The 19,422-nt window shown below is 50.4% G+C and carries 18 protein-coding genes and 1 pseudogene; 2 read left to right on the top strand and 17 right to left on the bottom strand.

Translation table 11 applies throughout. From position 1 onward, the window contains the following. Positions 1-156: 156 nt before the first annotated feature. Entirely contained in the window at positions 157-2,163 is a 2,007-nt protein-coding gene (gene mnmC / locus FEK43_RS10120) for a bifunctional tRNA (5-methylaminomethyl-2-thiouridine)(34)-methyltransferase MnmD/FAD-dependent 5-carboxymethylaminomethyl-2-thiouridine(34) oxidoreductase MnmC (protein ID WP_135408105.1), read from the top strand. A gap of 119 nt (positions 2,164-2,282) precedes the next feature. On the opposite strand, the gene FEK43_RS10115 is transcribed toward mnmC, so the two are convergent. From FEK43_RS10115 to prmB, 6 genes are read right to left on the bottom strand one after another with little or no spacing between them, the layout of a single operon-like run. Further along, entirely contained in the window at positions 2,283-2,561 is a 279-nt protein-coding gene (locus FEK43_RS10115) for a YfcL family protein (protein ID WP_000559761.1), read from the bottom strand. A 33-nt stretch (positions 2,562-2,594) separates the two neighbouring features. Further along, positions 2,595-3,143 carry an elongation factor P hydroxylase gene (epmC, locus tag FEK43_RS10110; RefSeq protein WP_130257453.1) on the bottom strand — a complete coding sequence of 183 codons (549 nt, stop codon included), beginning with the start codon at positions 3,141-3,143 and terminating at the stop codon, positions 2,595-2,597. Further along, a complete protein-coding gene (locus tag FEK43_RS10105; RefSeq protein ID WP_064526496.1) occupies positions 3,143-3,952 on the bottom strand; it encodes a sulfite exporter TauE/SafE family protein in 810 nt (269 codons plus the stop codon). The genes epmC and FEK43_RS10105 overlap by 1 nt, the downstream gene beginning before the upstream one ends. Then, entirely contained in the window at positions 3,952-4,776 is an 825-nt protein-coding gene (gene mepA, locus FEK43_RS10100; RefSeq protein ID WP_001043813.1) for a penicillin-insensitive murein endopeptidase, read from the bottom strand. The genes FEK43_RS10105 and mepA overlap by 1 nt, the downstream gene beginning before the upstream one ends. Positions 4,777-4,779: 3 nt before the next feature. Next, positions 4,780-5,865 carry a chorismate synthase gene (aroC, locus tag FEK43_RS10095; RefSeq protein ID WP_130260696.1) on the bottom strand — a complete coding sequence of 362 codons (1,086 nt, stop codon included), beginning with the start codon at positions 5,863-5,865 and terminating at the stop codon, positions 4,780-4,782. 34 nt (positions 5,866-5,899) lie between these two features. Continuing rightward, complete coding sequence (prmB, locus tag FEK43_RS10090; protein ID WP_130207278.1) at positions 5,900-6,832, bottom strand: 50S ribosomal protein L3 N(5)-glutamine methyltransferase; 933 nt, start codon at positions 6,830-6,832, stop codon at positions 5,900-5,902. Positions 6,833-6,997: 165 nt separating this feature from the next. Here prmB and smrB point away from each other — a divergent pair, with 165 nt between their 5' ends. After that, positions 6,998-7,549 (top strand): endonuclease SmrB, encoded by a 552-nt coding sequence (gene smrB / locus FEK43_RS10085; RefSeq protein WP_000730816.1) that lies wholly within the window; start codon positions 6,998-7,000, stop codon positions 7,547-7,549. Positions 7,550-7,593: 44 nt separating this feature from the next. Here the strand turns inward: smrB and FEK43_RS10080 are convergent, their stop codons facing one another. The 11 genes and pseudogenes from FEK43_RS10080 to FEK43_RS10030 form a co-directional block, all read right to left on the bottom strand. After that, positions 7,594-8,421 (bottom strand): StfH/YfcO family fimbrial adhesin, encoded by an 828-nt coding sequence (locus tag FEK43_RS10080; protein ID WP_130260695.1) that lies wholly within the window; start codon positions 8,419-8,421, stop codon positions 7,594-7,596. Position 8,422: 1 nt separating this feature from the next. Beyond that, positions 8,423-8,908, bottom strand: a complete 486-nt coding sequence (locus tag FEK43_RS10075; RefSeq protein WP_138158546.1) for a fimbrial protein — start codon at positions 8,906-8,908, stop codon at positions 8,423-8,425. A gap of 41 nt (positions 8,909-8,949) precedes the next feature. Continuing rightward, complete coding sequence (locus FEK43_RS10070; RefSeq protein WP_135408103.1) at positions 8,950-9,429, bottom strand: fimbrial protein; 480 nt, start codon at positions 9,427-9,429, stop codon at positions 8,950-8,952. After that, complete coding sequence (locus tag FEK43_RS10065; RefSeq protein ID WP_135408101.1) at positions 9,426-9,923, bottom strand: fimbrial protein; 498 nt, start codon at positions 9,921-9,923, stop codon at positions 9,426-9,428. Before FEK43_RS10065 ends, FEK43_RS10070 begins: the two co-directional genes overlap by 4 nt. Positions 9,924-9,938: 15 nt before the next feature. Then, a pseudogene (locus tag FEK43_RS10060) lies at positions 9,939-10,627 on the bottom strand (fimbria/pilus periplasmic chaperone). A gap of 70 nt (positions 10,628-10,697) precedes the next feature. Continuing rightward, the gene (locus FEK43_RS10055) at positions 10,698-13,334 is read right to left on the bottom strand and encodes a fimbrial biogenesis outer membrane usher protein (protein ID WP_138158532.1); all 2,637 of its coding nucleotides are present in this window, start codon (positions 13,332-13,334) and stop codon (positions 10,698-10,700) included. 82 nt (positions 13,335-13,416) lie between these two features. Continuing rightward, positions 13,417-13,983, bottom strand: coding sequence for a fimbrial protein (locus FEK43_RS10050; RefSeq protein ID WP_130207292.1), 567 nt, complete (start codon positions 13,981-13,983; stop codon positions 13,417-13,419). Positions 13,984-14,615: 632 nt separating this feature from the next. Then, positions 14,616-15,101, bottom strand: a complete 486-nt coding sequence (sixA, locus tag FEK43_RS10045; protein WP_130207294.1) for a phosphohistidine phosphatase SixA — start codon at positions 15,099-15,101, stop codon at positions 14,616-14,618. 201 nt (positions 15,102-15,302) lie between these two features. Further along, positions 15,303-17,447 (bottom strand): fatty acid oxidation complex subunit alpha FadJ, encoded by a 2,145-nt coding sequence (gene fadJ / locus FEK43_RS10040; protein ID WP_135408099.1) that lies wholly within the window; start codon positions 17,445-17,447, stop codon positions 15,303-15,305. After that, the gene (fadI, locus tag FEK43_RS10035) at positions 17,447-18,757 is read right to left on the bottom strand and encodes an acetyl-CoA C-acyltransferase FadI (protein ID WP_130260689.1); all 1,311 of its coding nucleotides are present in this window, start codon (positions 18,755-18,757) and stop codon (positions 17,447-17,449) included. The genes fadJ and fadI overlap by 1 nt, the downstream gene beginning before the upstream one ends. A gap of 180 nt (positions 18,758-18,937) precedes the next feature. After that, positions 18,938-19,222, bottom strand: a complete 285-nt coding sequence (locus FEK43_RS10030; RefSeq protein ID WP_130207300.1) for a YfcZ/YiiS family protein — start codon at positions 19,220-19,222, stop codon at positions 18,938-18,940. Between the last annotated feature and the right edge of the window lie 200 nt (positions 19,223-19,422).

The following is a 19,422-nucleotide window of genomic DNA, read 5'->3' as shown; positions in this document are numbered from 1 at the left end:
AATACCTCTGTAAGTCGCACATAGAGTAAGTTTCGAATGCACAATAGCGTACACTTGTACGCCGAACAAGTCCGATCAGCCAATTAATAGAGAAATTTGCGTAGCCTGGCACACATCGCTAAGATCGAGCCACCGCCTGTAAGACGAGTAACTTACGTGAAACACTACTCCATACAACCTGCCAACCTTGAATTTAATGCTGAGGGTACACCTGTTTCCCGAGATTTTGACGATGTCTATTTTTCCAACGATAACGGACTGGAAGAGACGCGTTATGTTTTTCTTGGGGGTAACCAATTAGAGGCACGCTTTCCTGAGCATCCGCATCCTCTGTTTGTGGTAGCAGAAAGCGGCTTCGGCACCGGATTAAACTTCCTGACGCTTTGGCAGGCATTTGATCAGTTTCGCGAAGCGCGTCCACAGGCGCAGTTAAAGCGCCTCCACTTTATAAGTTTTGAGAAATTTCCCCTCACCCGTGCGGATTTAGCGCTAGCGCACCAACACTGGCCAGAACTGGCTCCGTGGGCGGAACAGCTTCAGGCGCAGTGGCCTTTGCCCCTGCCCGGTTGCCATCGTTTATTGCTCGATGAAGGCCGCGTAACGCTGGATTTATGGTTTGGCGATATAAACGAACTGACCAGCCAACTGGACGATTCGCTAAATCAAAAAGTAGATGCCTGGTTTCTGGACGGCTTTGCGCCCGCGAAAAACCCGGATATGTGGACGCAAAATCTGTTTAACGCCATGGCACGACTGGCGCGTCCGGGCGGCACGCTGGCGACATTTACTTCTGCCGGTTTTGTCCGCCGCGGTTTGCAGGAAGCCGGATTCACCATGCAAAAACGTAAGGGCTTTGGGCGAAAACGGGAAATGCTTTGCGGAGTGATGGAACAGACAGTACCACTCCCCTGCTCCACGCCGTGGTTTAATCGTACGGGCAGCCGCAAACGGGAAGCAGCAATTATCGGCGGCGGCATTGCTAGCGCGTTGTTGTCGCTGGCACTATTACGTCGCGGCTGGCAGGTAACGCTTTATTGCGCGGATGAGGCCCCCGCGCTGGGTGCTTCTGGCAATCGTCAGGGAGCGCTGTATCCGCTCTTAAGTAAACACGATGAGGCGTTGAACCGCTTTTTCTCTAACGCGTTTACTTTTGCTCGTCGGCTTTACGACCAATTACCCGTTAAATTTGATCATGACTGGTGCGGCGTAACGCAGTTAGGCTGGGATGAAAAAAGCCAGCATAAAATCGCACAGATGCTGTCGATGGATTTACCCGCAGAGTTGGCCGTAGCCGTTGAGACAAATGCGGTTGAACAAATTACGGGCGTTGCGACAAATTGCAGCGGTATTACTTATCCGCAAGGTGGCTGGCTGTGTCCGGCGGAACTGACCCGTAATGTGCTGGTACTGGCGGAACAGCAAGGTTTGCAGATTCGTTATCAACATCAGTTACAGGATTTATCCCGTAAGGATGACGGTTGGTTGTTGAATTTTGCAGGTGATCAGCACGCGACGCATAACGTGGTGGTACTGGCGAACGGGCATCAAATCAGCGGTTTCAGCCAAACATCATCTCTGCCAGTATATTCGGTTGCCGGGCAGGTCAGCCATATTCCGACAACGCCGGAACTGGCAAAACTGAAGCAGGTGCTGTGCTATGACGGTTATCTCACGCCGCAAAATCCGGCGAACCAACACCATTGTATTGGTGCCAGTTATCACCGTGGTAGCGAAGAGACGGCATACAGTGAGGACGATCAGCTGCAGAATCGCCAGCGATTGATTGATTGTTTCCCGCAGGCACAATGGGCGAAAGCGGTTGATGTCAGTGATAAAGAGGCGCGCTGCGGTGTGCGTTGTGCCACTCGCGATCATCTGCCAATGGTAGGCAACGTGCCTGATTATGACGCTACACTCGTGGAATATGCGTCGCTGACGGAGCAAAAAGATGAGGCGGTAAGCGCGCCGATTTATGACGATCTCTTTATGCTTGCTGCTTTGGGTTCGCGTGGTTTGTGTTCTGCCCCGCTGTGTGCCGAGATTCTGGCGGCACAGATGAGTGAAGAACCGATTCCGATGGATGCCAGTACGCTGGCGGCGTTAAATCCGAATAGGTTATGGGTGCGGAAGTTGTTGAAAGGTAAAGCGGTTAAGGCGGGGTAATCTGCTTTGGCATTGTTTGTCGGATGCGACGTGAACGCCTTATCCGACCTCGTGTGACCTGTAGGCCTGATAAGACGCGATAAGCGTCGCATCAGGCATGGTGCTCCAGACGCCGCAACTTACTGCTGTGACGCCTGCTGAAACAGGTGTTCCCACATATCGGTTACCAGCGCCTGGTCCCGCGGCGACAACTCACCGGCACCAATAGCTTTTTCCAGACTCTGGCTAACGGTCGTATGCACCGCCTGAGCGGAGTGGTCATCACCACTTTCCAGTTCTGCGATGGCTAATGTCAGGTGGCCACGCAAATACCCACTGGCAAACAACTCATCATCACTGGCATGGTCAACCATACCGTCGATTAATGCCAGAATGCGTGATTCAAACTCCGCGATCATCTTCTTTCCTCATTGTAAAACGTGGCGCCGGCTTCAGTTGAGCGCTTCCGGCCACGGGAATTGTTCCGCCGTAAGTTCCGGCGTGTGATAATAATTTTGTAATGCTTTAATTAAGCGTGCCGGACGTTCTGGAATACCGTTAGCCAGATAATCCATCACCTGCGCATGTACTCGCCGTTGAAACACCACACGATCCGGTTCGAAATCCCCTTCCAGATTGTCGCAACTGACGTTAAACGGATATCCAGCCGCCACGCAGAACAACCAGTCGAGCGCCTGCGGCTTCACTTCAACATCTTCAAACTGGCTTTGCGTTTGGGCATCGCGACCGTCCGGGCAATACCAGTAACCGAAATCAACCAGTTCACGGCGCGCTTTCCCGGCAATACACCAGTGCGAAATCTCATGAATTGCGCTGGCATAAAAGCCATGAGCGAAGACGATTCGGTTATACGGTACTTCCGCATCAGCAGGAAGATAGATCGGTTCGTCGTCGCCTTTAATCAGACGGGTATTAAATTCATCGGCAAAGCAGCTATTAAAAATTTCAATCAACTGCTCATAGTGGTGTGTACTGTTCATTAGTTCATCCCCAACCAGTGGAGGATCTCCTGTCCGTGGCTATCATAAAGTAATTTGGCACTCATCACCGCCGAGACGATAACGATCATCGGGCGGATCAGCTTTTGTCCTTTGCTCAACACCAGTCGTGAACCCATGCGCGCCCCGAGGAACTGCCCCACCAGCATCACAAATCCCGTCGCCCAAATCACTTTGCCGCCGAGAATAAACAGCAGCAAACCGCCGATGTTTGACGTTGCATTAAGTAATTTGGCGTGAGCCGTGGCTTTGGCGAGGTTGAATCCGCACAGCGTAACAAAGGCCAGCGCGTAAAACGATCCGGCTGCCGGACCAAAGAATCCGTCATAAAAACCGACGCAGCCACCGGCAATTAACGCGAAGGGCAAACCGTACATCCGGCGCTGGCGATCTTCTTCACCCAGCTTTGGCATCAGCAAGAAATAGAGGCCGATGCAAATCACGAGGATGGGCAATATCTGCCGTAATATATCGGCCTGAACATATTGCACCAGCAGTGCGCCACTCATTGAGCCGACAAAGGTCATGGCGATATTGAGTTTTTGATCGCTTAAACTAACCACTTTGCGGCGAATAAAGTAGATAGTGGCGGAAATAGAGCCACCGCAGGCTTGCAGTTTATTGGTTGCCAGCGCGTTAGCGGGAGACATCCCCGCCGCCATCAATGCCGGAATAGTGAGTAACCCACCGCCACCGGCAATCGAGTCGATAAATCCCGCCAGCATGGCGACAAAAAAGAGAACTCCCAGCAGCAGCGGGGAAACCATAAACAGGCTATTAAACGTTTCCATTAGATCACGTGCTCATCCAGTAGCGCCTGGCAGGAAGGCGGCAACGGAGGCGGTGTCTTCTTCTCAGGCTTTGTTGTTCCCGGTTTTGGAGGTTCAAACCAGCTTTGCAGTTCTGCCCCGCAACCATCGCCTGGTGGCGGTAAAGGTTGATCTTCACACTCCAGACTATCGGCAGGACAACGTAATCGTACATGCATATGCGCGCGATGCTGGAACCAGGGTCGCACTTTGCGCAACCAGTCTCGATCGGTGCCCGCATCAAGGCAAAGTTGTTGTTTAATCGCCGGATTAACAAAAATGCGCGTGACGTCTTTGTCCTGGGCGGCAAGTTTGATCAAGCTGAAAATTTCCGGCTTCCACAGCGTCGGGACAACGTGTTTACCGTCGCGGGAAACCAAATCTAATGCTTGCGGGCGCAAGAGCTGCGCAGAGGTCCAGCGTGTTTTCGGCAGTTGCAGGAAGATATCGACATCCAGTCCGGTCTGGTGGCTGGCGTGACCGCCGTTGAAACGCCCACCAGCAGGCATCCCCATATCGCCAATCAACACCGTCCCCATGCCCAGATTGCTCACCTGACTACTCAGACGTTGGATAAACATCACCAGGTCCGGGTGACCGAAGTAGCGACGCTGATCGGTACGCATGACCTGATAATGTTCGGACTGTATCGGCAGCGTGTCAGCGCCGACGATACAACCATTGGAGAAACTACCTATCGATTGTGCGCTACCCGGCACAGGTTGGGTTATTTTTTGCCACGGCGTCGCTGCCAGGCTGGCGCTACTGGCAAGCAGAGCCAGCAGCGCAATCGCGGTTTTGTTCATTTTTTACCAGCGTGGAATATCAGTCTTCACATCGGCATTTTGCGCCCGCTGCCGTAGCAGGTGATCCATTAAAACGATCGCCAGCATCGCTTCAGCGATCGGCACCGCGCGGATCCCGACACAGGGATCGTGACGGCCTTTGGTGATCATCTCAACTTCTTCGCCAAAGCGGTTAATGGTGCGCCCCGGCACGGTAATGCTGGAGGTCGGTTTCAGCGCCATATGGGCAATGATTTGCTGCCCGCTGCTGATACCGCCAAGAATGCCGCCCGCATGGTTGCTCTGGAAACCGTCTTTGGTGATTTCGTCACGGTTCTGGCTGCCACGCAGCGCCACCACGTCAAAACCATCGCCAATTTCCACACCTTTCACCGCGTTGATGCTCATCAGCGCATGGGCGATGTCGGCATCCAGGCGGTCAAAGACCGGCTCGCCAAGTCCGGCGGGGACGCCACTGGCAACAACGGTGACTTTCGCGCCAATGGAGTCGCCCTCTTTTTTCAGCGCGCGCATCAGTTCATCTAAGGCTTCTATTTTGTCCGGGTCCGGGCAGAAGAACGGATTTTGCTCGACCTGCGACCAGTCTTTGATTTCCAGCGGAATGTCGCCCATTTGGGTCAGGCAGCCGCGAATTTCGACACCGAATTTCTCAGCAAGATATTTTTTGGCAATCGCCCCTGCCGCCACGCGCATGGCGGTTTCACGGGCGGAAGAGCGTCCACCGCCGCGATAGTCGCGCAAACCGTATTTTTGTTCGTAGGTGTAATCGGCATGGCCTGGACGGAAAACGTCCTTAATTGCGCTGTAATCCTGAGAACGCTGGTCGGTGTTTTCTATGAGTAGGCCAATGCTGGTGCCGGTGGTCACACCTTCAAAAACACCGGAGAGAATTTTGACCTGATCCGGCTCGCGGCGCTGGGTGGTATAGCGCGATGTCCCAGGGCGGCGGCGGTCAAGATCGTGTTGCAGATCCGCTTCCGTCAGCGGAATGCCTGGCGGAACACCATCGACGATGCAACCGAGCGCCAGCCCGTGCGATTCGCCGAAGGTGGTTACGCGAAAGAGTTGTCCAATTGTGTTTCCAGCCATCACGGCTCCGTTATTGTTGTGTTTGCGTGTTTATTTAATCTTTATAAATCGCGAAATGTTCACGTGCGGCAATAAGCTGCGCTTTGGTGAGCATAAACACACCGTCGCCGCCGTTATCAAACTCCAGCCAGGTGAACGGAACATCCGGATATTGTTCCATAAGATGTACCATGCTGTTGCCGACTTCACAAATCAGCACACCATCATCAGCAAGATAATCTGCCGCGTTACCGAGAATGCGGCGGGTCAGTTTCAGGCCGTCGGTACCAGACGCCAGGCCCAGTTCCGGCTCGTGACGGTATTCATTTGGCAGGTCGGACATATCTTCCGCATCGACATACGGCGGGTTGGTGACGATCAGGTCGTACTGCACTTTCGGTAAATCACGGAACAGATCGGAACGAATCGGGATGACATTGTGGATCAGACCGTGTTCTTCGATGTTCTGTTCGGCAACCGCCAGCGCGTCTGGAGAGATGTCCACCGCGTCGACTTCCGCTTCCGGGAAAGCATAAGCGCAAGCAATAGCGATGCAGCCGCTCCCGGTACACATATCTAAAATGTGCTGCGGTTGCTTGCTGATGAGTCCGGCAAATTTATTGTTGATCAGTTCACCAATCGGCGAGCGCGGCACCAGCACGCGTTCATCGACGTAAAATTCATGGCCGCAGAACCACGCTTTGTTGGTCAGATAAGCCACCGGAATGCGTTCGTTGACGCGGCGGATCACGCGCTCAACAATGCGGTGTTTTTCGCTGGAGGTCAGACGCGCATTGCGCATATCTTCCGGAATATCCAGCGGCAGGTAGAGCGAAGGCAACACCAGCTGTACGGCTTCATCCCACGGGTTATCGGTGCCGTGACCGTACCAGATATTTGCCGCGCTGAAGCGGCTAACCGACCAGCGCAACATGTCCTGAATGGTTTGCAGCTCATTTACTGCTTCATCAACGAAAATTTTATCCACGTATTCCTCCAGGGCATGATCGCAATAATTTCGGCGGCTAGTTTGCCATGAAGATGACGATAAATCAGCATTCACGCGCGGTGAGTGAGGAAAAATACGTTTAAAACGATCGATTGCGCGACGAGTCGGGTAAACTGTAGGGAAATTAGAAATAGAGACACATCAATGAAAAAGAAAACAACACTTAGCGAGGAGGACCAGGCTCTGTTTCGCCAGTTGATGGCGGGGACTCGCAAGATAAAGCAAGATACGATTGTCCATCGACCACAGCGTAAAAAAGTCAGCGAAGTGCCGGTGAAACGGTTGATTCAGGAGCAGGCCGATGCCAGCCATTATTTTTCCGATGAGTTTCAGCCGTTATTGAATACCGAAGGTCCGGTCAAATATGTTCGCCCGGATGTAAGCCATTTTGAGGCGAAAAAACTGCGGCGCGGTGATTATTCGCCGGAGTTGTTTCTTGATTTGCACGGTCTGACGCAGCTACAAGCCAAACAGGAGCTGGGCGCGTTGATTGCCGCCTGCCGCCGTGAACATGTGTTTTGCGCCTGTGTGATGCATGGGCATGGTAAGCATATTTTGAAGCAACAAACACCACTGTGGCTGGCGCAACATCCGCATGTGATGGCGTTTCACCAGGCCCCCAAAGAGTACGGTGGTGATGCGGCGTTATTGGTGTTGATTGAGGTGGAAGAGTGGCTGCCGCCTGAGTTGCCCTGAACGCAAAACCGGATACGGCATAAACGCCGTATCCGGTTTGGTCGCTACAACATATTCAGCACATACTGGAATCGGCAAGTGGAATCTATTGGCTGCGGTGTAGTAGTATCGACACGCACCACAATATCATGTAGTTGTTTGTCGGTTATCGCATGTCGGTTTGGTATGGTTGTCACTTTGCTATCTGTACAACCATATGACGTAAAAGTGATCATTTGCGAAATAAAACGACAATATGCGCCACGCTCGTTAAATTGGCTACCATCACACAACTTGCCATCCTTCATCAAAAAGGTAGGGAGTGTATTTTCGATTATCCCTCCCGTGGATTTCAATGATAACAGCTTGCTATGCACTACCGAATTTGGACTCCATGAAACATCATAAGGGTCTAAAGGAACTGGCGGACAGGTGGAGTTAAACGCTGAAGGCCCCAGGTAAACAGTACCAGTCGCTCTTGCTTGTGTTTTGATATTACTGGTCACTATCCAGGGACAGCTACCGGGATCGCCTTCAACGATAATATCCATGATAACCTTACTACAACTAAAACCTCCCGATGTCGGCAACCCTGGGCAATTCGATGAGTCAATATAATCCCCACTTTTCACATTAATTTCTGGTGCTGTCCCTGGCCCATTCCAGGATATATTGGGAATATCTCCGGTATAAAGAGTATAACCATCCCGGTGATATGTTCCCTGATAGACGCCAGATAAAGTTTGGACATTAAGTTCATACCAGATTGCGGTATTACCGTTACCGGCATACCCCATCAACGTGTGCATATCACGAAATATTGTTGATGCCATCGCGGTGGGTACCATTAGTATCAACACTAGTAAGCAAAAAACATGGCGTAATTTTTTCATTTTAAAGGTACTCAAACGTTGCGGTTAGCTGGGCGGTAAAATTGCCAGGAGTCACATCACGACCGCTTTTTGCCTGTAACCAGGCCCAGAAATTAAGACTATTGCTGCCGTTATTAAGTACAAAGGTCGCTCCAGTAGAACTGTTGATGGCAACAGGTGTGCCGTCGTTTTTTTCCATTCCTATACCAACTCCCTGCGCACCCGATGACGCATCCAGCGCCAGAATACCCGGCTGTTCGCTATCTTCCGTGCCGGTCAAGGTTACCTTTACGTTGTATGACGTTGGTCCCTTACAGTCTTTCAGTTGAAAAACCACCGGCACACGGGCCGACTGCCCGGCGACCACTAAATCTTGTGCACTCACCGTAGGAAACTGTACTTCCGCCAGCAATCCTTGTGTCTCTACCGGTGTACAGGTTTTATTCAATAAATTACCGTAAAAATGCAGGTTGTCAGCCGCCTGCACCGGCGCTACACAGAGCAGCATTAAGCTCCCCAGCAGCGTTGCGAGAACATATTCTTGTGTTTTCATTGGTAATCCACCTGTAGCGTGGCATACGCGGAAAATGCTCCGTCTCCCAACACCGCGCCGCTGGCTTTCACCGGTACCGCCTTGAGCATTGGGGGGCTGGCAGGATCAATACTCAGAGGTTTATCCAGCTCAAACGGACTGCCATTTTGTTGCATTTCAATGCCCAGGTCGGTAACGCTGGTCTGGACTGCCGACGTATTGTAATTGGTGGGAGTCCCCTTCCAGGTCAGAGTCATCTCCCAAACCGCATCACGAACTCCAGAATCACAGGAGATCTCATAGGGTACAGTCTGACGAAAGTTAACACCGTCAATGTCATTAATAAGGATGTCGCCAAAATCCACTTCAATGGTTTTCCCGCCGCTAATGGTACAAACTGGCGGTGATACCAAAGTTCCGTGAAAAGTAATGTCTGGTGTTGCCGCCTGTACCACGCAACAGCAACCACAAATCACAAAAAAACCGAGTCGTTTCATTGGTAATCCACCACCATCGTCATACTGGCGTTAAATTCCGATGCCGCGAGTGATACACCGCTCTCTTTTACTGGCACCGCTTTCAGTTTCGGTTGGCTGTTGATGTTGAAAGGCGTCCAGTTGTTTTCGCCAATCGGAAACAGCGAATTATCAGACGCACTTTCAATTCGAATCCCAAATCCAGAAATTCCTGTACTCAACACTGTTTCGCCATTAATCGTGGTAGTCGTTCCCTTAAACTGCATTTGCAGGTCGTCACTTAGACTTCCCTTACAGTCCAATTTGTACTCAGCATTCATGCGATAGTTGGTGCCATTGTTCTTTTTGATGATCACATCACCAAACTCCACAGCACTACCCGTTACTGAACAAGGTGGCGGAGCATCGACCAGCACCCGCAATATCAGATCAACGGATTTCGATTCTCCGCCTGCCGCAGGATGGCTCACCACACCAAAAACCAGCAGTAATTTAACCAGAAACATCTTTCTCATCGGATTCTCCTGGAATCAGCCTTTGCTGCTTAGTTCTTCATCCACCAGGCAGGCACTACCGCTACAGCGGAAAAAGAGCGGCATACGCGCACCATAGTCGTTGACGGTGTGCTATCCATTTTCACGTTTAACGGGGCGTTGGTTTTGGGCGGCATGACTAACGGCGAGAAACCTGCCGCTGGATTGCCATTTTTCTGCGTACTGGCGTTGCTGATGATGACGTAATACGCCGTTGGGTTATTGACGGTAAATTCCTGGCCGCTGCGGGTTAGGGTCACTTTATGCTGCCAGGGAGTTTGTGTGCTGCTTTTTTCCAGTACCTTAGGACGCCAGAAAAGTTTGATACGTGTCTGCAGAGCAATTTGCAGCGTGTTAGCTTTATTCGATTTAGGCGGGATCTCGCGAACGTTAAAGTAGAACATCGTTTCGCGATCGGCAGGCAATTTGTGGATATCTGGCAATCCCTGAATTTTCACCTGACCGTTCATCATCGCATCAATACGCTGTACAGGAGGTAAAACAGCTAATGGTGAACTCACCTTGTTACCCTTTTCATCTTCAATCCAGCTTTGCGCCAGGTAAGGAAGTTTAGGATCGTTATTATGTAGGGTAACACTAATAGATTTATCACTTTCGTTAAAAATCAAACGGGTACGATCGGGCGTCACTGAAGCCTGTGCGTAAAAACTTGCAGCCGCCGCCATCAACGTCAATGCAGTGACGATCTTTTTTGAAGAGATATGTTTAGACATGGATCATTCCTTAATCACGTTATTAATTCGATGAAACAGACATTGGTGGTTCCATTGGTGTCACCTGTTGTGTCTGCTCCTGAATGACGGGCTGAATATCATGTGATATTGCGGGAGCACTTCCCCCAATTTGCAGGCATGGCAACAGCAAGCCATTGAAGAGATCATCCGGTAGCGGGTCCGGCAGACTGATATCGCAGTGGGATTCTCCCTCCCAGGATACCGTCATGCGTTCACCCGGTTTAACGCCCGCCAGATAGACATTCCCTTCATCATCAACCAGACCAACTTGCTGTTTATTAACATTTTTCACTTCCGCACCAAATGGCGGATGACTACCATCCTGCAATCGCAATACCGCCATTGCTTTCTGCCCACTGATCACCGCAAATTTACGATAACCAATGGCACCTTCCGTTAGCGTTGCCTGGACCACCGACTGGGTGGCCTCAGCATTTTCTGGCAGGTTATTCAAATCGATATAAGCCTGATTACGGTAGTAGTCGTTAACATCGGCCACCACAGCTTTACCAAACATGTTGGTATAAACAGCAGCACCGTTGCCTTCTACTGGCACATTGGCAACGCCATCGGCATCAATCAGCAAACGCGTGCCGCCCATGTTCTGCGTGCGATGCAGCGCGCCGCCGTGGGCAGTCAGCGTTGCACCGCCCTGTAAAGAGATACCCGCGGAAGTGTATTGCCCTTCATGATAGTTGGCGCTCAGATCAACTTTTGCCATAGTGCCATCGTGGCTGTAATAACCATCTACACTGGCGTGGTTTTCACTGGTCCCTGTGCTCACCGTATAGTGGCTGGCGTCATCTATTCGATGGTACAAGCTCGCCTGGCTGCTGTCGGCACCACTGCCATAGTTGCCGTTGTAACTAATGGTGCTGCTGTCACCCCACGGCAGGCTTAAGGAAAGATAAATACCTTTATCGGCATTGTTATCGTATTCATAGCGATAACCGGTCAGAGAAATGCTCATGTTTCTGATACTTCCCATATTGAAATAATGAGAAAGCATCATGTTGTAGTTGGTTTGATCTTCGCGGTCCCAGTAGGTGTGGTGGGAATAGTTGAGATAGACCGAAACACGCGCATCCCTGAAGTTCTGGTTGTAAGTGACCGTATACATCTCTTTGTCGTTACCCGTGCGCGCCCGATCGGCGTTGTTAGCATCCAGGTATTCGCTCATGGTCATGTAGTTTTTTTCAGAGAAGCGATATCCGGCAAAGGTCACACGGCTGTTGAGTTCATCAAAATCTTTGGCATAACTGACGCGATAAGAGTTACCATCCAGCGTTTTGTTACCGTATACGCTGTTGTCGTCAAAACGAGTACGGGAGTTGGTAACGTCAAACGCTAACGCGCCGAACAGTGCCAAATCGCGCCCAAGTCCAATTGCCGCTGACTGGTAGTTTTCATCCGCTAACGCACCGCCATAGAGCGACCAGCCATTGGCAATCCCCCATGATGCCTCGCCTCCCGAGAAGAAACTCCCTTCGACATGATGATCCCAGTTTTGCGGACGGCCCATCGCCACTTTATATCGCACCTGGCCTGGTCGGGTCAGAAACGGCATGGAAGCCGTGCTGACGTCATATTCCTGCACCTGACCATTTTGTTCTTCAATGCGGACATGCAGCGTGCCAGATACCGAATCACCGATATCCTGAATACGGAACGGGCCTGCGGGGACCTGGGTTTCATAAAGGACGCGCCCCATTTGCGTTATCGTAACTTTCGCGGTGGTATGTGCTACACCGGAAATATCCGGGGCGTAGCCGCGAAGGTTTGGCGGCAACATTTGATCGTCGGTGCTGATGCTACCGCCAATGTAGCTAAAGCCATCAAAAATATCGGAGTTGAGGTAATCTTCACCCAGCGAAAGTTTGGCTTTTAATGACGGCAAGGCGCGCCAGGCGTAATAACGGCTCCACTCCCAGTTTTTTTGCGTGCCGCTATCGTTAGCATCACCATCATCGTTACTGCGGGTATGCTGATAGTCGCTCTGCCAGTCGGCACGCAGGCGCCACGGGCCAACGTTAACGCCAACCGTACCATTACCACTAATATCGTTAGTATCATCCCCACCCTCTTCATGCCGGGTCTGGGCGTTGATACTGTAATCGGCAATAAGACCGGGAATACCTTCATCCCAACGTGAAGGTGGATCCCATTCACTGTCGGTATATTCAAGATAAGCCTGTGGCAAAGAAATCACGAGAACTGACTGGCTTAAATCACCAGTCATTTCCATGCCATTTAACGGTTCAGTATTCAAACACTGACCATCACGAATCCATTGCAAATTTTTCGTGATATCTTCTTTAAAGCCTAACTGAGCAACCAGTTCAGGCGGTAAGCAGGCATACGATTTATCAGGATTGTTTTCGACTGCGTACCAGTAGATATCGTATTCATCAGGTAAGGATTGGTTATTTACATGAACCTGTAAATTATATTTACCCGGCTCAACATAACCTTTTTGGGAAAAACGACCCAAATCAATTTTGGTATTCCCTTTTAACTCGAGAAATCGGGCATCAAACTGAATGGTATCATCTGCCAGGGCATAAAATGGACTTCCGGAAATTGCCAGAGCAATCCACCACGAAAGGCCCCGTAAACGGAGAAAAGAATGTTCGGGCATTTACGTATCCATCCGTAATTATTATAATTTAATTATCTTTCATTTAAAAACCCCATAACTTTGCAGTTATGGGGGAGTCACATTAAAGATACGTAATCTGGAATGTTGTTAGCGTTTCAAACGGAGCCGGAGTTGGTGTTACCGCAGCAGTTTCACCGACTAACCAGGCTTTAAATTTCAGCGTTTGTTTCTGTTTGCCTTTACCCGTTGAACTGTCCATTGCGATGGCCTGATCGATACCTTTGCCCAGGTCATAGCCTTTACCACGCTGGTCGCCAATCACCAGACTTACGTTTGGAACTTCGGTGCCATTATCCAGGTTAGACAGGGAGTAATTATTTGGATTACCGGAATATGGATTACCGGTAAATGTCGTGGTCATCGTTGTTTCAGTATTGAAATTGCAATCCTGTAAACGAATCTGGAAATCCTTTGGTGTGGTAGTTTTGCCACCCGTTAAAGAACCGGTACCGATGCTCCCCATATCCACTTCCAGCTTATGGTCATCAGGAACAATTGAGCACGGAGAGTCTTCAATTATACCGAAAAATCTCACTGTACCGTTGTTCCCTGCGGCTACGACCGATGCTGAAGTCAGCGCCCCCATAAGCATTGCTGTGGCGACGGCTGCTTTTACAAACTTACTCATTATTTGTCCTTAAATCATAAATAATTAAAATGTCAGCCAACTGACACATTAATACTGAATATAATAACTTTCAGTGTAATTTGCAGTGGCTTATAACCCACCATTGAATAGGATTTCTGAGGTCTCGTGAGATGATATTCTTTGGCGTGGCGAGCATGTTGATATTATAGAGCGCGTGACACAATTTAAATTTACTAACAACAATATTTAGAAATATTTAAATAATTAACAAAACAAATAATATTTTGAGAACTTTCCTGGAATTACGTGGCAAATGGCTAAAATATGGTATAAACACATCATGGAGTGAATGATTGAAGAGCAAAAAACAACCAACAGCAAATAACACGATTGTATTTTTATTTTTTGCCGATACAATATTAAAACACTACAATTAATATAAAATCAAGACCAAAAAGTATCTCTTTTCTACTCTCTTATTTTGCGTTCACAGTGGTTAACTCTGGAAATAAAATACAAGAAAAGTTAATGAATGTTTCTAGATGTAACTTTATACAAATCGGCGATTAAACGCTAAAAAGACGCCATCTGCATCGTTATTGGGAGAATTTCAATAAGGTATGAAAAATTCAGGCCCGATAGCTTGCGCCATCGGGCACTTTACGATCACATCAGATTGCTTTTGCCATTTTCAAATTACACGGACTCATCTGCCAGTTGAATGTGCCGTTTCCGCTTTCATCAAGCGTTACGCTGGCAATGGCCGAAGTGGTAAACATAGGCGGCGTTTCGCCCGGACATAACTCGGCAACCAGATATCCGACTAACGGTAAGTGGGAGATAACCAGTACCGAAGCGACACCTTCGTTGGTCAGCGCCTGTAAATATGCACTGACCAGCCCTACATCGCCGCAGGGCGTCAACTCCGGCAGAACTTCCACGTTGGAAGGCAGGTTCATACAATCCCCTACTTCCTCCAGTGTTTGCTCGGCTCGCAGGAACGGGCTCACCAGAACACGTTCGACTTCCACTTTTTGACCTTTCAACCAGTTCGCCATCAGGCGAGATTCGTCACAACCGTTAGTGGTCAGAGGACGAACCGAATCACTGGCGGCATCGAGGGCTGCGTCGCCGTGACGCATGATAAAAACTTGCATATTGCACCGCTTTTGTTAACCAGATTCACCCGCCCCGTTCATCTGAAACCAGAGAAACAAGGCGGTGGCCGGCATTGTGCCTTATCCATTCACCGAATGAAACGCTGTTTTTTACCTCAATGGCGCAAGTATAGTCAATATGTGTTTACATTTTGACCAACACTCCGCCATTCAGCGCGGATTCATATAGCTTTGACCTTTTTATTGAGGGTCAGTTGCACTTGTTTTCCAAAAACTTTCCCCGCGCTCGCTCACCTCTAATAGACGCTCGCAAGGGGTAAAACGAGAACCATACTGCGTGGCCAGTCGTTGCATTGTTGCAACGGCTTCCCCCGCGCCGAGAGCATCGATATATCGGAACGGGCCACCAAGAAACGGTGGGAAGCCTATTCCAAATACCGCGCCAATATCCCCGTCACGCACACTTCGGATAACCTGCTCGTCCAGACAACGTACTGCTTCATTCAGCATCAACATCACACACCGTTCAGCAACCTGCGGTGCGGAGAGTCGCCCCTGCCCTTGTACACCAATTAGCGGGTAAATGGCGGGATCGACCTGTTTTTTGCTTTTACGCCCTTTTTGGCCATAAAGATAGAAACCTCGGCCATTTTTTCTGCCTTTGCGATCATCATTCAAAATTGAAGAAACAACATTTGCAGGCGCGCTAAAACGTTCTCCATAAGTTGCTTCCAGTACAGGAATAATTTTAGTCCCGGTATCAATTCCTACCTCATCCAAAAGTTGGATTGGCCCCACCGGAAAACCAAATTTCACCAGCGCGGCATCAATATGCTCAACACGTTCGCCTTCGGTCAACATGCGGATAGCTTCATTAATATACGGCGTCAGGATGCGATTGACATAAAACCCAGCTTTATCCTTTACCACAATCGGCGTTTTGCCCTGTTTTTTCGCCAGTTTTACCGTGGTGGTGATGGTTTTCGCCGATGTCCCCGCATGAGGAATGATTTCCACCAGCGGCATTTTTTCCACCGGGCTGAAGAAATGCAGGCCGATAACTTGCTCTGGTCGCGTGGCGTGCGCGGCAATATCGCTAATCGGTAAAGAGGACGTGTTCGAGGCAAAAATGGTATGAGAAGCGCAGTTTTGCTCAACTTCTGCCACCATCTGCTGTTTTAATTCGAGATTTTCAAACACCGCTTCAATAATCAGATCTCGATGGGCAAAGCCACGGTAATCCGTCGTCCCCGAAATTAAAGCCAGTTGCTTGTCGCGTTCGCTGGCTTTGAGATGACGACGGCGCACTTTACCCTCCAGCTGCTCCCAACTGTATTTCAGCGCATGATTTATGCCCTGGGCATTGATATCTTTAATTCTTACCGGCAGACCCGCTTTACAGGCAGTAACGTAGGCAATTCCACCGCCCATCAACCCGCCGCCTAAAATCCCCACGCTGTTTAATGGCGCAGGAGGAACATCACTGCCGGGATCTTTCTTCACTTCAGTACTGGCAAAAAAGATATTGCGCAGCGCCTGCGATTGCGGCGTCATCGCCAGTTCACCAAACGCCCGAGCTTCGGCGTCATAGCCACTGCTGGCCCCCTGCGCTAAACCGGTTTCAATAACGTCAAGAATGCGTTTTGTCGCTGGATAGTTACCCTGAGTTTTTTGCTCTGTTTTCTTGCCTACCATTTTGAACAACAATGCACGACCTAACGGCCCCGCCAGAATACGCTCGCGTACAGGTAGAGGGCGGGAAGATGGACGATCCTGCTTTGCCAGCTCAACAGCGGCTTCCAGCAAAATGGAGTGCGGAACGACGTCATCCACCAGCCCCAACTTTAATGCCTGTTTCGCCCGAAGTTGTTTTCCGGTGAGGATCATCTCTAATGCTGTGCTGACACCTGTCAGGCGTGGCAAACGCTGAGTTCCGCCTGAACCTGGCAATAATCCAAGCTGAACCTCCGGCAAACCGAGCACAGTTTTAGGATCGTCAGTACAGACACGGCCATGACATGCCAGCGCCAGCTCCAGCCCGCCCCCCAGGCAAGCGCCGTGAATAGCGGCAATAACCGGAACAGGCAGAGCATGAATCTCCGCCATCAACTGTTGGCCCTGCCGCGCCAGTGCTTCCGCTTCTTGCGCCGTTTTGCAGTTACCGATCATGTTGATGTCTGCGCCAGCAATGAAGTTGTCTGGTTTAGCGGAGACAAACACCACGCCGCGCAACTCTTTGTTTTCACGGAGTTGCTTAATAATGGCGCGCACCTGCGAAGCAAATTCCGCCTTCAGGGTATTCATTTTCTCGCCGGGAACATCAATGGTGATAACGGCAATGTTGTCCAGACGGACATTGAGGCTAAACGCTGATGCCATTTCCATTATTCCGCCTCCACAACCATTGCCGCGCCAAGCCCACCTGCGGCACAGGCAGTCACCAAACCAAACCCACCGCCGCGACGCCGCAGCTCATGTAAGGTCTGGGTAATCATCCGTGCGCCGGTAGCCGCAAAGGGATGACCATAAGCAATCGAGCCGCCAAGCACGTTAAATTTGCTATCGTCAACTTCGCCAGTGGCATGTGCACGCCCCAGTACGTCGCGGGCAAAACGTTCGCTGCCAAGCAACTGAATATTGGCCAGCGTCTGGGCGGCAAACGCTTCGTGCATATCAATCAACGTCAGATCGGCCATTGTCAAGCCAGCACGTTCCAGCGCCAGCGGTGTTGACCAGGCCGGACCGAGCAGCATGTCCTGCCAGACATCTATAGCGGTAAATGCGTAGCTGCGCAGATATCCCAGCGGCACCAGCCCTAATTCTTTCGCCCGGGATTCAGTCATCAGGATCACCGCTGCCGCGCCATCGGTCAGCGGCGTACTGTTTGCCGCCGTTACCGTCCCGTGTTTGCGATCAAACGCCGGGCGCAGCTTTGCGTAGTCGGCAAGCGTGGAATTGCCGCGAATATTATTATCTTCCGCAAGAGGCTGTTTATAAGGCGGGATATAAGCGGTCATGACTTCTTCTTTTAATTTACCTTCTGACCACGCCTGGGCGGCACGTTGATGCGAACGGTGGGCCAACGCATCTTGCTGTTCACGGGTGATGCCGTACGTTTTTGCCATTTGTTCGGCGGTGTCGCCCATCCGTAATCCAGTGGAGTATTCCGCCACTGCCGGAGGCACCGGCATTAAGTCACGCAAACGTAAGCGAGAAAAAAGTTTCAGGCGCTGGCTCATGGTTCGTGCTTTGTTGACATCAACCAGCACGCGCGCCAGTTTTTTACTGACGCCAATTGGCAATACAGAAGAGGAATCTGCCCCACCAGCAATCCCCGCTCGAATAGTTCCCGCCATCAGGCTTTCTGCGACGTTTGCAACCGCCTGGAAACTGGTAGCGCAAGCGCGGCTGACGCTGTAAGCATCGGTATGCACATTCATTCCAGTGCCGAGAACAATTTCACGCGCAATGTTGGGCGCTTCCGGCATTTGCACAACCTGACCGAAGACCAGTTGCTCAATCACTTCTGCGGGAATTTCGCTGCGTGCCAGCAATTCGCCTACGACCATCTTCCCCAAATCAACAGCAGGAATGCCATGAAAAGCCGTCGCCTGGCGGGCAAAAGGCGTACGTAACCCGCTAACGATGGCGATACGATCGCCCTGACGGGTAATCAGCGGTAAAACCTGACCCATAACACTCCCCTGTAAAAATAAGATATAAAGTGGTCTGACCTGATCATAGTCTTAACCATTTTTTTACATTTAGCCAAGCGGAGAAAAGGGAAAGTGGGAGCTATGACACAGTGAAGACAGGAGAAAGAAAAGAAAACGCCCCTGCCTGTTGCTGGCAGGGGCGTACGTACCCGAGAGGAATTAACGCAGACCCAGCTGGAAGATCAGTGTTTCAGCTTCGCAGGCAAAAGTGAAATCGATATCCAGGCGCACACCGTCAGACTCTTCAGTGAAAGTCGGGGTGATTTTGCATGGTTCGGATTCCACGCTACGGGCTTTTTCAGTCAGCGCCGCCAGCGTTTGTTCTGCTTCTGCGCGGTTTGCAAACACGCGGCTGTAAGACGCGGTGCAGTCGGAGTTGTCCATAATGGTGCCAACATCCATACAGCAGCAAACCGGGGTTTCATCAGCACTACATTTACTCATCGTTGATTTCCTCTGTATGTGCACCTAAGGTGCCAGATAAACGTTGCGGATATTTTACGCTTCTGAAAAGTGCCACTCCAGTTGTTAATTCTGCAAAATCGGATAAGTGACCGAAATCACACTTAAAAATGATCTAAAACAAAATTCACCCAAATCTATGAGTGCACTACCTCCAAATTTTGCCAGCTGGATCGCGTTTC

The sequence above is a fragment of the Escherichia sp. E2562 genome (genome assembly GCF_005781075.1).
In the GTDB taxonomy this organism is placed as follows: domain Bacteria; phylum Pseudomonadota; class Gammaproteobacteria; order Enterobacterales; family Enterobacteriaceae; genus Escherichia.
This window is presented reverse-complemented; position numbering and strand designations above follow the sequence as displayed.

What these genes read in the sequence shown, in the direction of transcription:
- FEK43_RS10115 (WP_000559761.1), bottom strand. Translation starts at nt 2,561, where the DNA reads ATGATCGCGGAGTTTGAATCACGCATTCTGGCATTAATCGACGGTATG.
- epmC (WP_130257453.1), bottom strand. Translation starts at nt 3,143, where the DNA reads ATGAACAGTACACACCACTATGAGCAGTTGATTGAAATTTTTAATAGC.
- FEK43_RS10105 (WP_064526496.1), bottom strand. Translation starts at nt 3,952, where the DNA reads ATGGAAACGTTTAATAGCCTGTTTATGGTTTCCCCGCTGCTGCTGGGA.
- mepA (WP_001043813.1), bottom strand. Translation starts at nt 4,776, where the DNA reads ATGAACAAAACCGCGATTGCGCTGCTGGCTCTGCTTGCCAGTAGCGCC.
- aroC (WP_130260696.1), bottom strand. Translation starts at nt 5,865, where the DNA reads ATGGCTGGAAACACAATTGGACAACTCTTTCGCGTAACCACCTTCGGC.
- smrB (WP_000730816.1), top strand. Translation starts at nt 6,998, where the DNA reads ATGAAAAAGAAAACAACACTTAGCGAGGAGGACCAGGCTCTGTTTCGC.
- FEK43_RS10080 (WP_130260695.1), bottom strand. Translation starts at nt 8,421, where the DNA reads ATGAAAAAATTACGCCATGTTTTTTGCTTACTAGTGTTGATACTAATG.
- FEK43_RS10075 (WP_138158546.1), bottom strand. Translation starts at nt 8,908, where the DNA reads ATGCTGCTCTGTGTAGCGCCGGTGCAGGCGGCTGACAACCTGCATTTT.
- FEK43_RS10070 (WP_135408103.1), bottom strand. Translation starts at nt 9,429, where the DNA reads ATGAAACGACTCGGTTTTTTTGTGATTTGTGGTTGCTGTTGCGTGGTA.
- FEK43_RS10065 (WP_135408101.1), bottom strand. Translation starts at nt 9,923, where the DNA reads ATGAGAAAGATGTTTCTGGTTAAATTACTGCTGGTTTTTGGTGTGGTG.
- FEK43_RS10055 (WP_138158532.1), bottom strand. Translation starts at nt 13,334, where the DNA reads ATGCCCGAACATTCTTTTCTCCGTTTACGGGGCCTTTCGTGGTGGATT.
- FEK43_RS10050 (WP_130207292.1), bottom strand. Translation starts at nt 13,983, where the DNA reads ATGAGTAAGTTTGTAAAAGCAGCCGTCGCCACAGCAATGCTTATGGGG.
- sixA (WP_130207294.1), bottom strand. Translation starts at nt 15,101, where the DNA reads ATGCAAGTTTTTATCATGCGTCACGGCGACGCAGCCCTCGATGCCGCC.
- fadJ (WP_135408099.1), bottom strand. Translation starts at nt 17,447, where the DNA reads ATGGAAATGGCATCAGCGTTTAGCCTCAATGTCCGTCTGGACAACATT.
- fadI (WP_130260689.1), bottom strand. Translation starts at nt 18,757, where the DNA reads ATGGGTCAGGTTTTACCGCTGATTACCCGTCAGGGCGATCGTATCGCC.
- FEK43_RS10030 (WP_130207300.1), bottom strand. Translation starts at nt 19,222, where the DNA reads ATGAGTAAATGTAGTGCTGATGAAACCCCGGTTTGCTGCTGTATGGAT.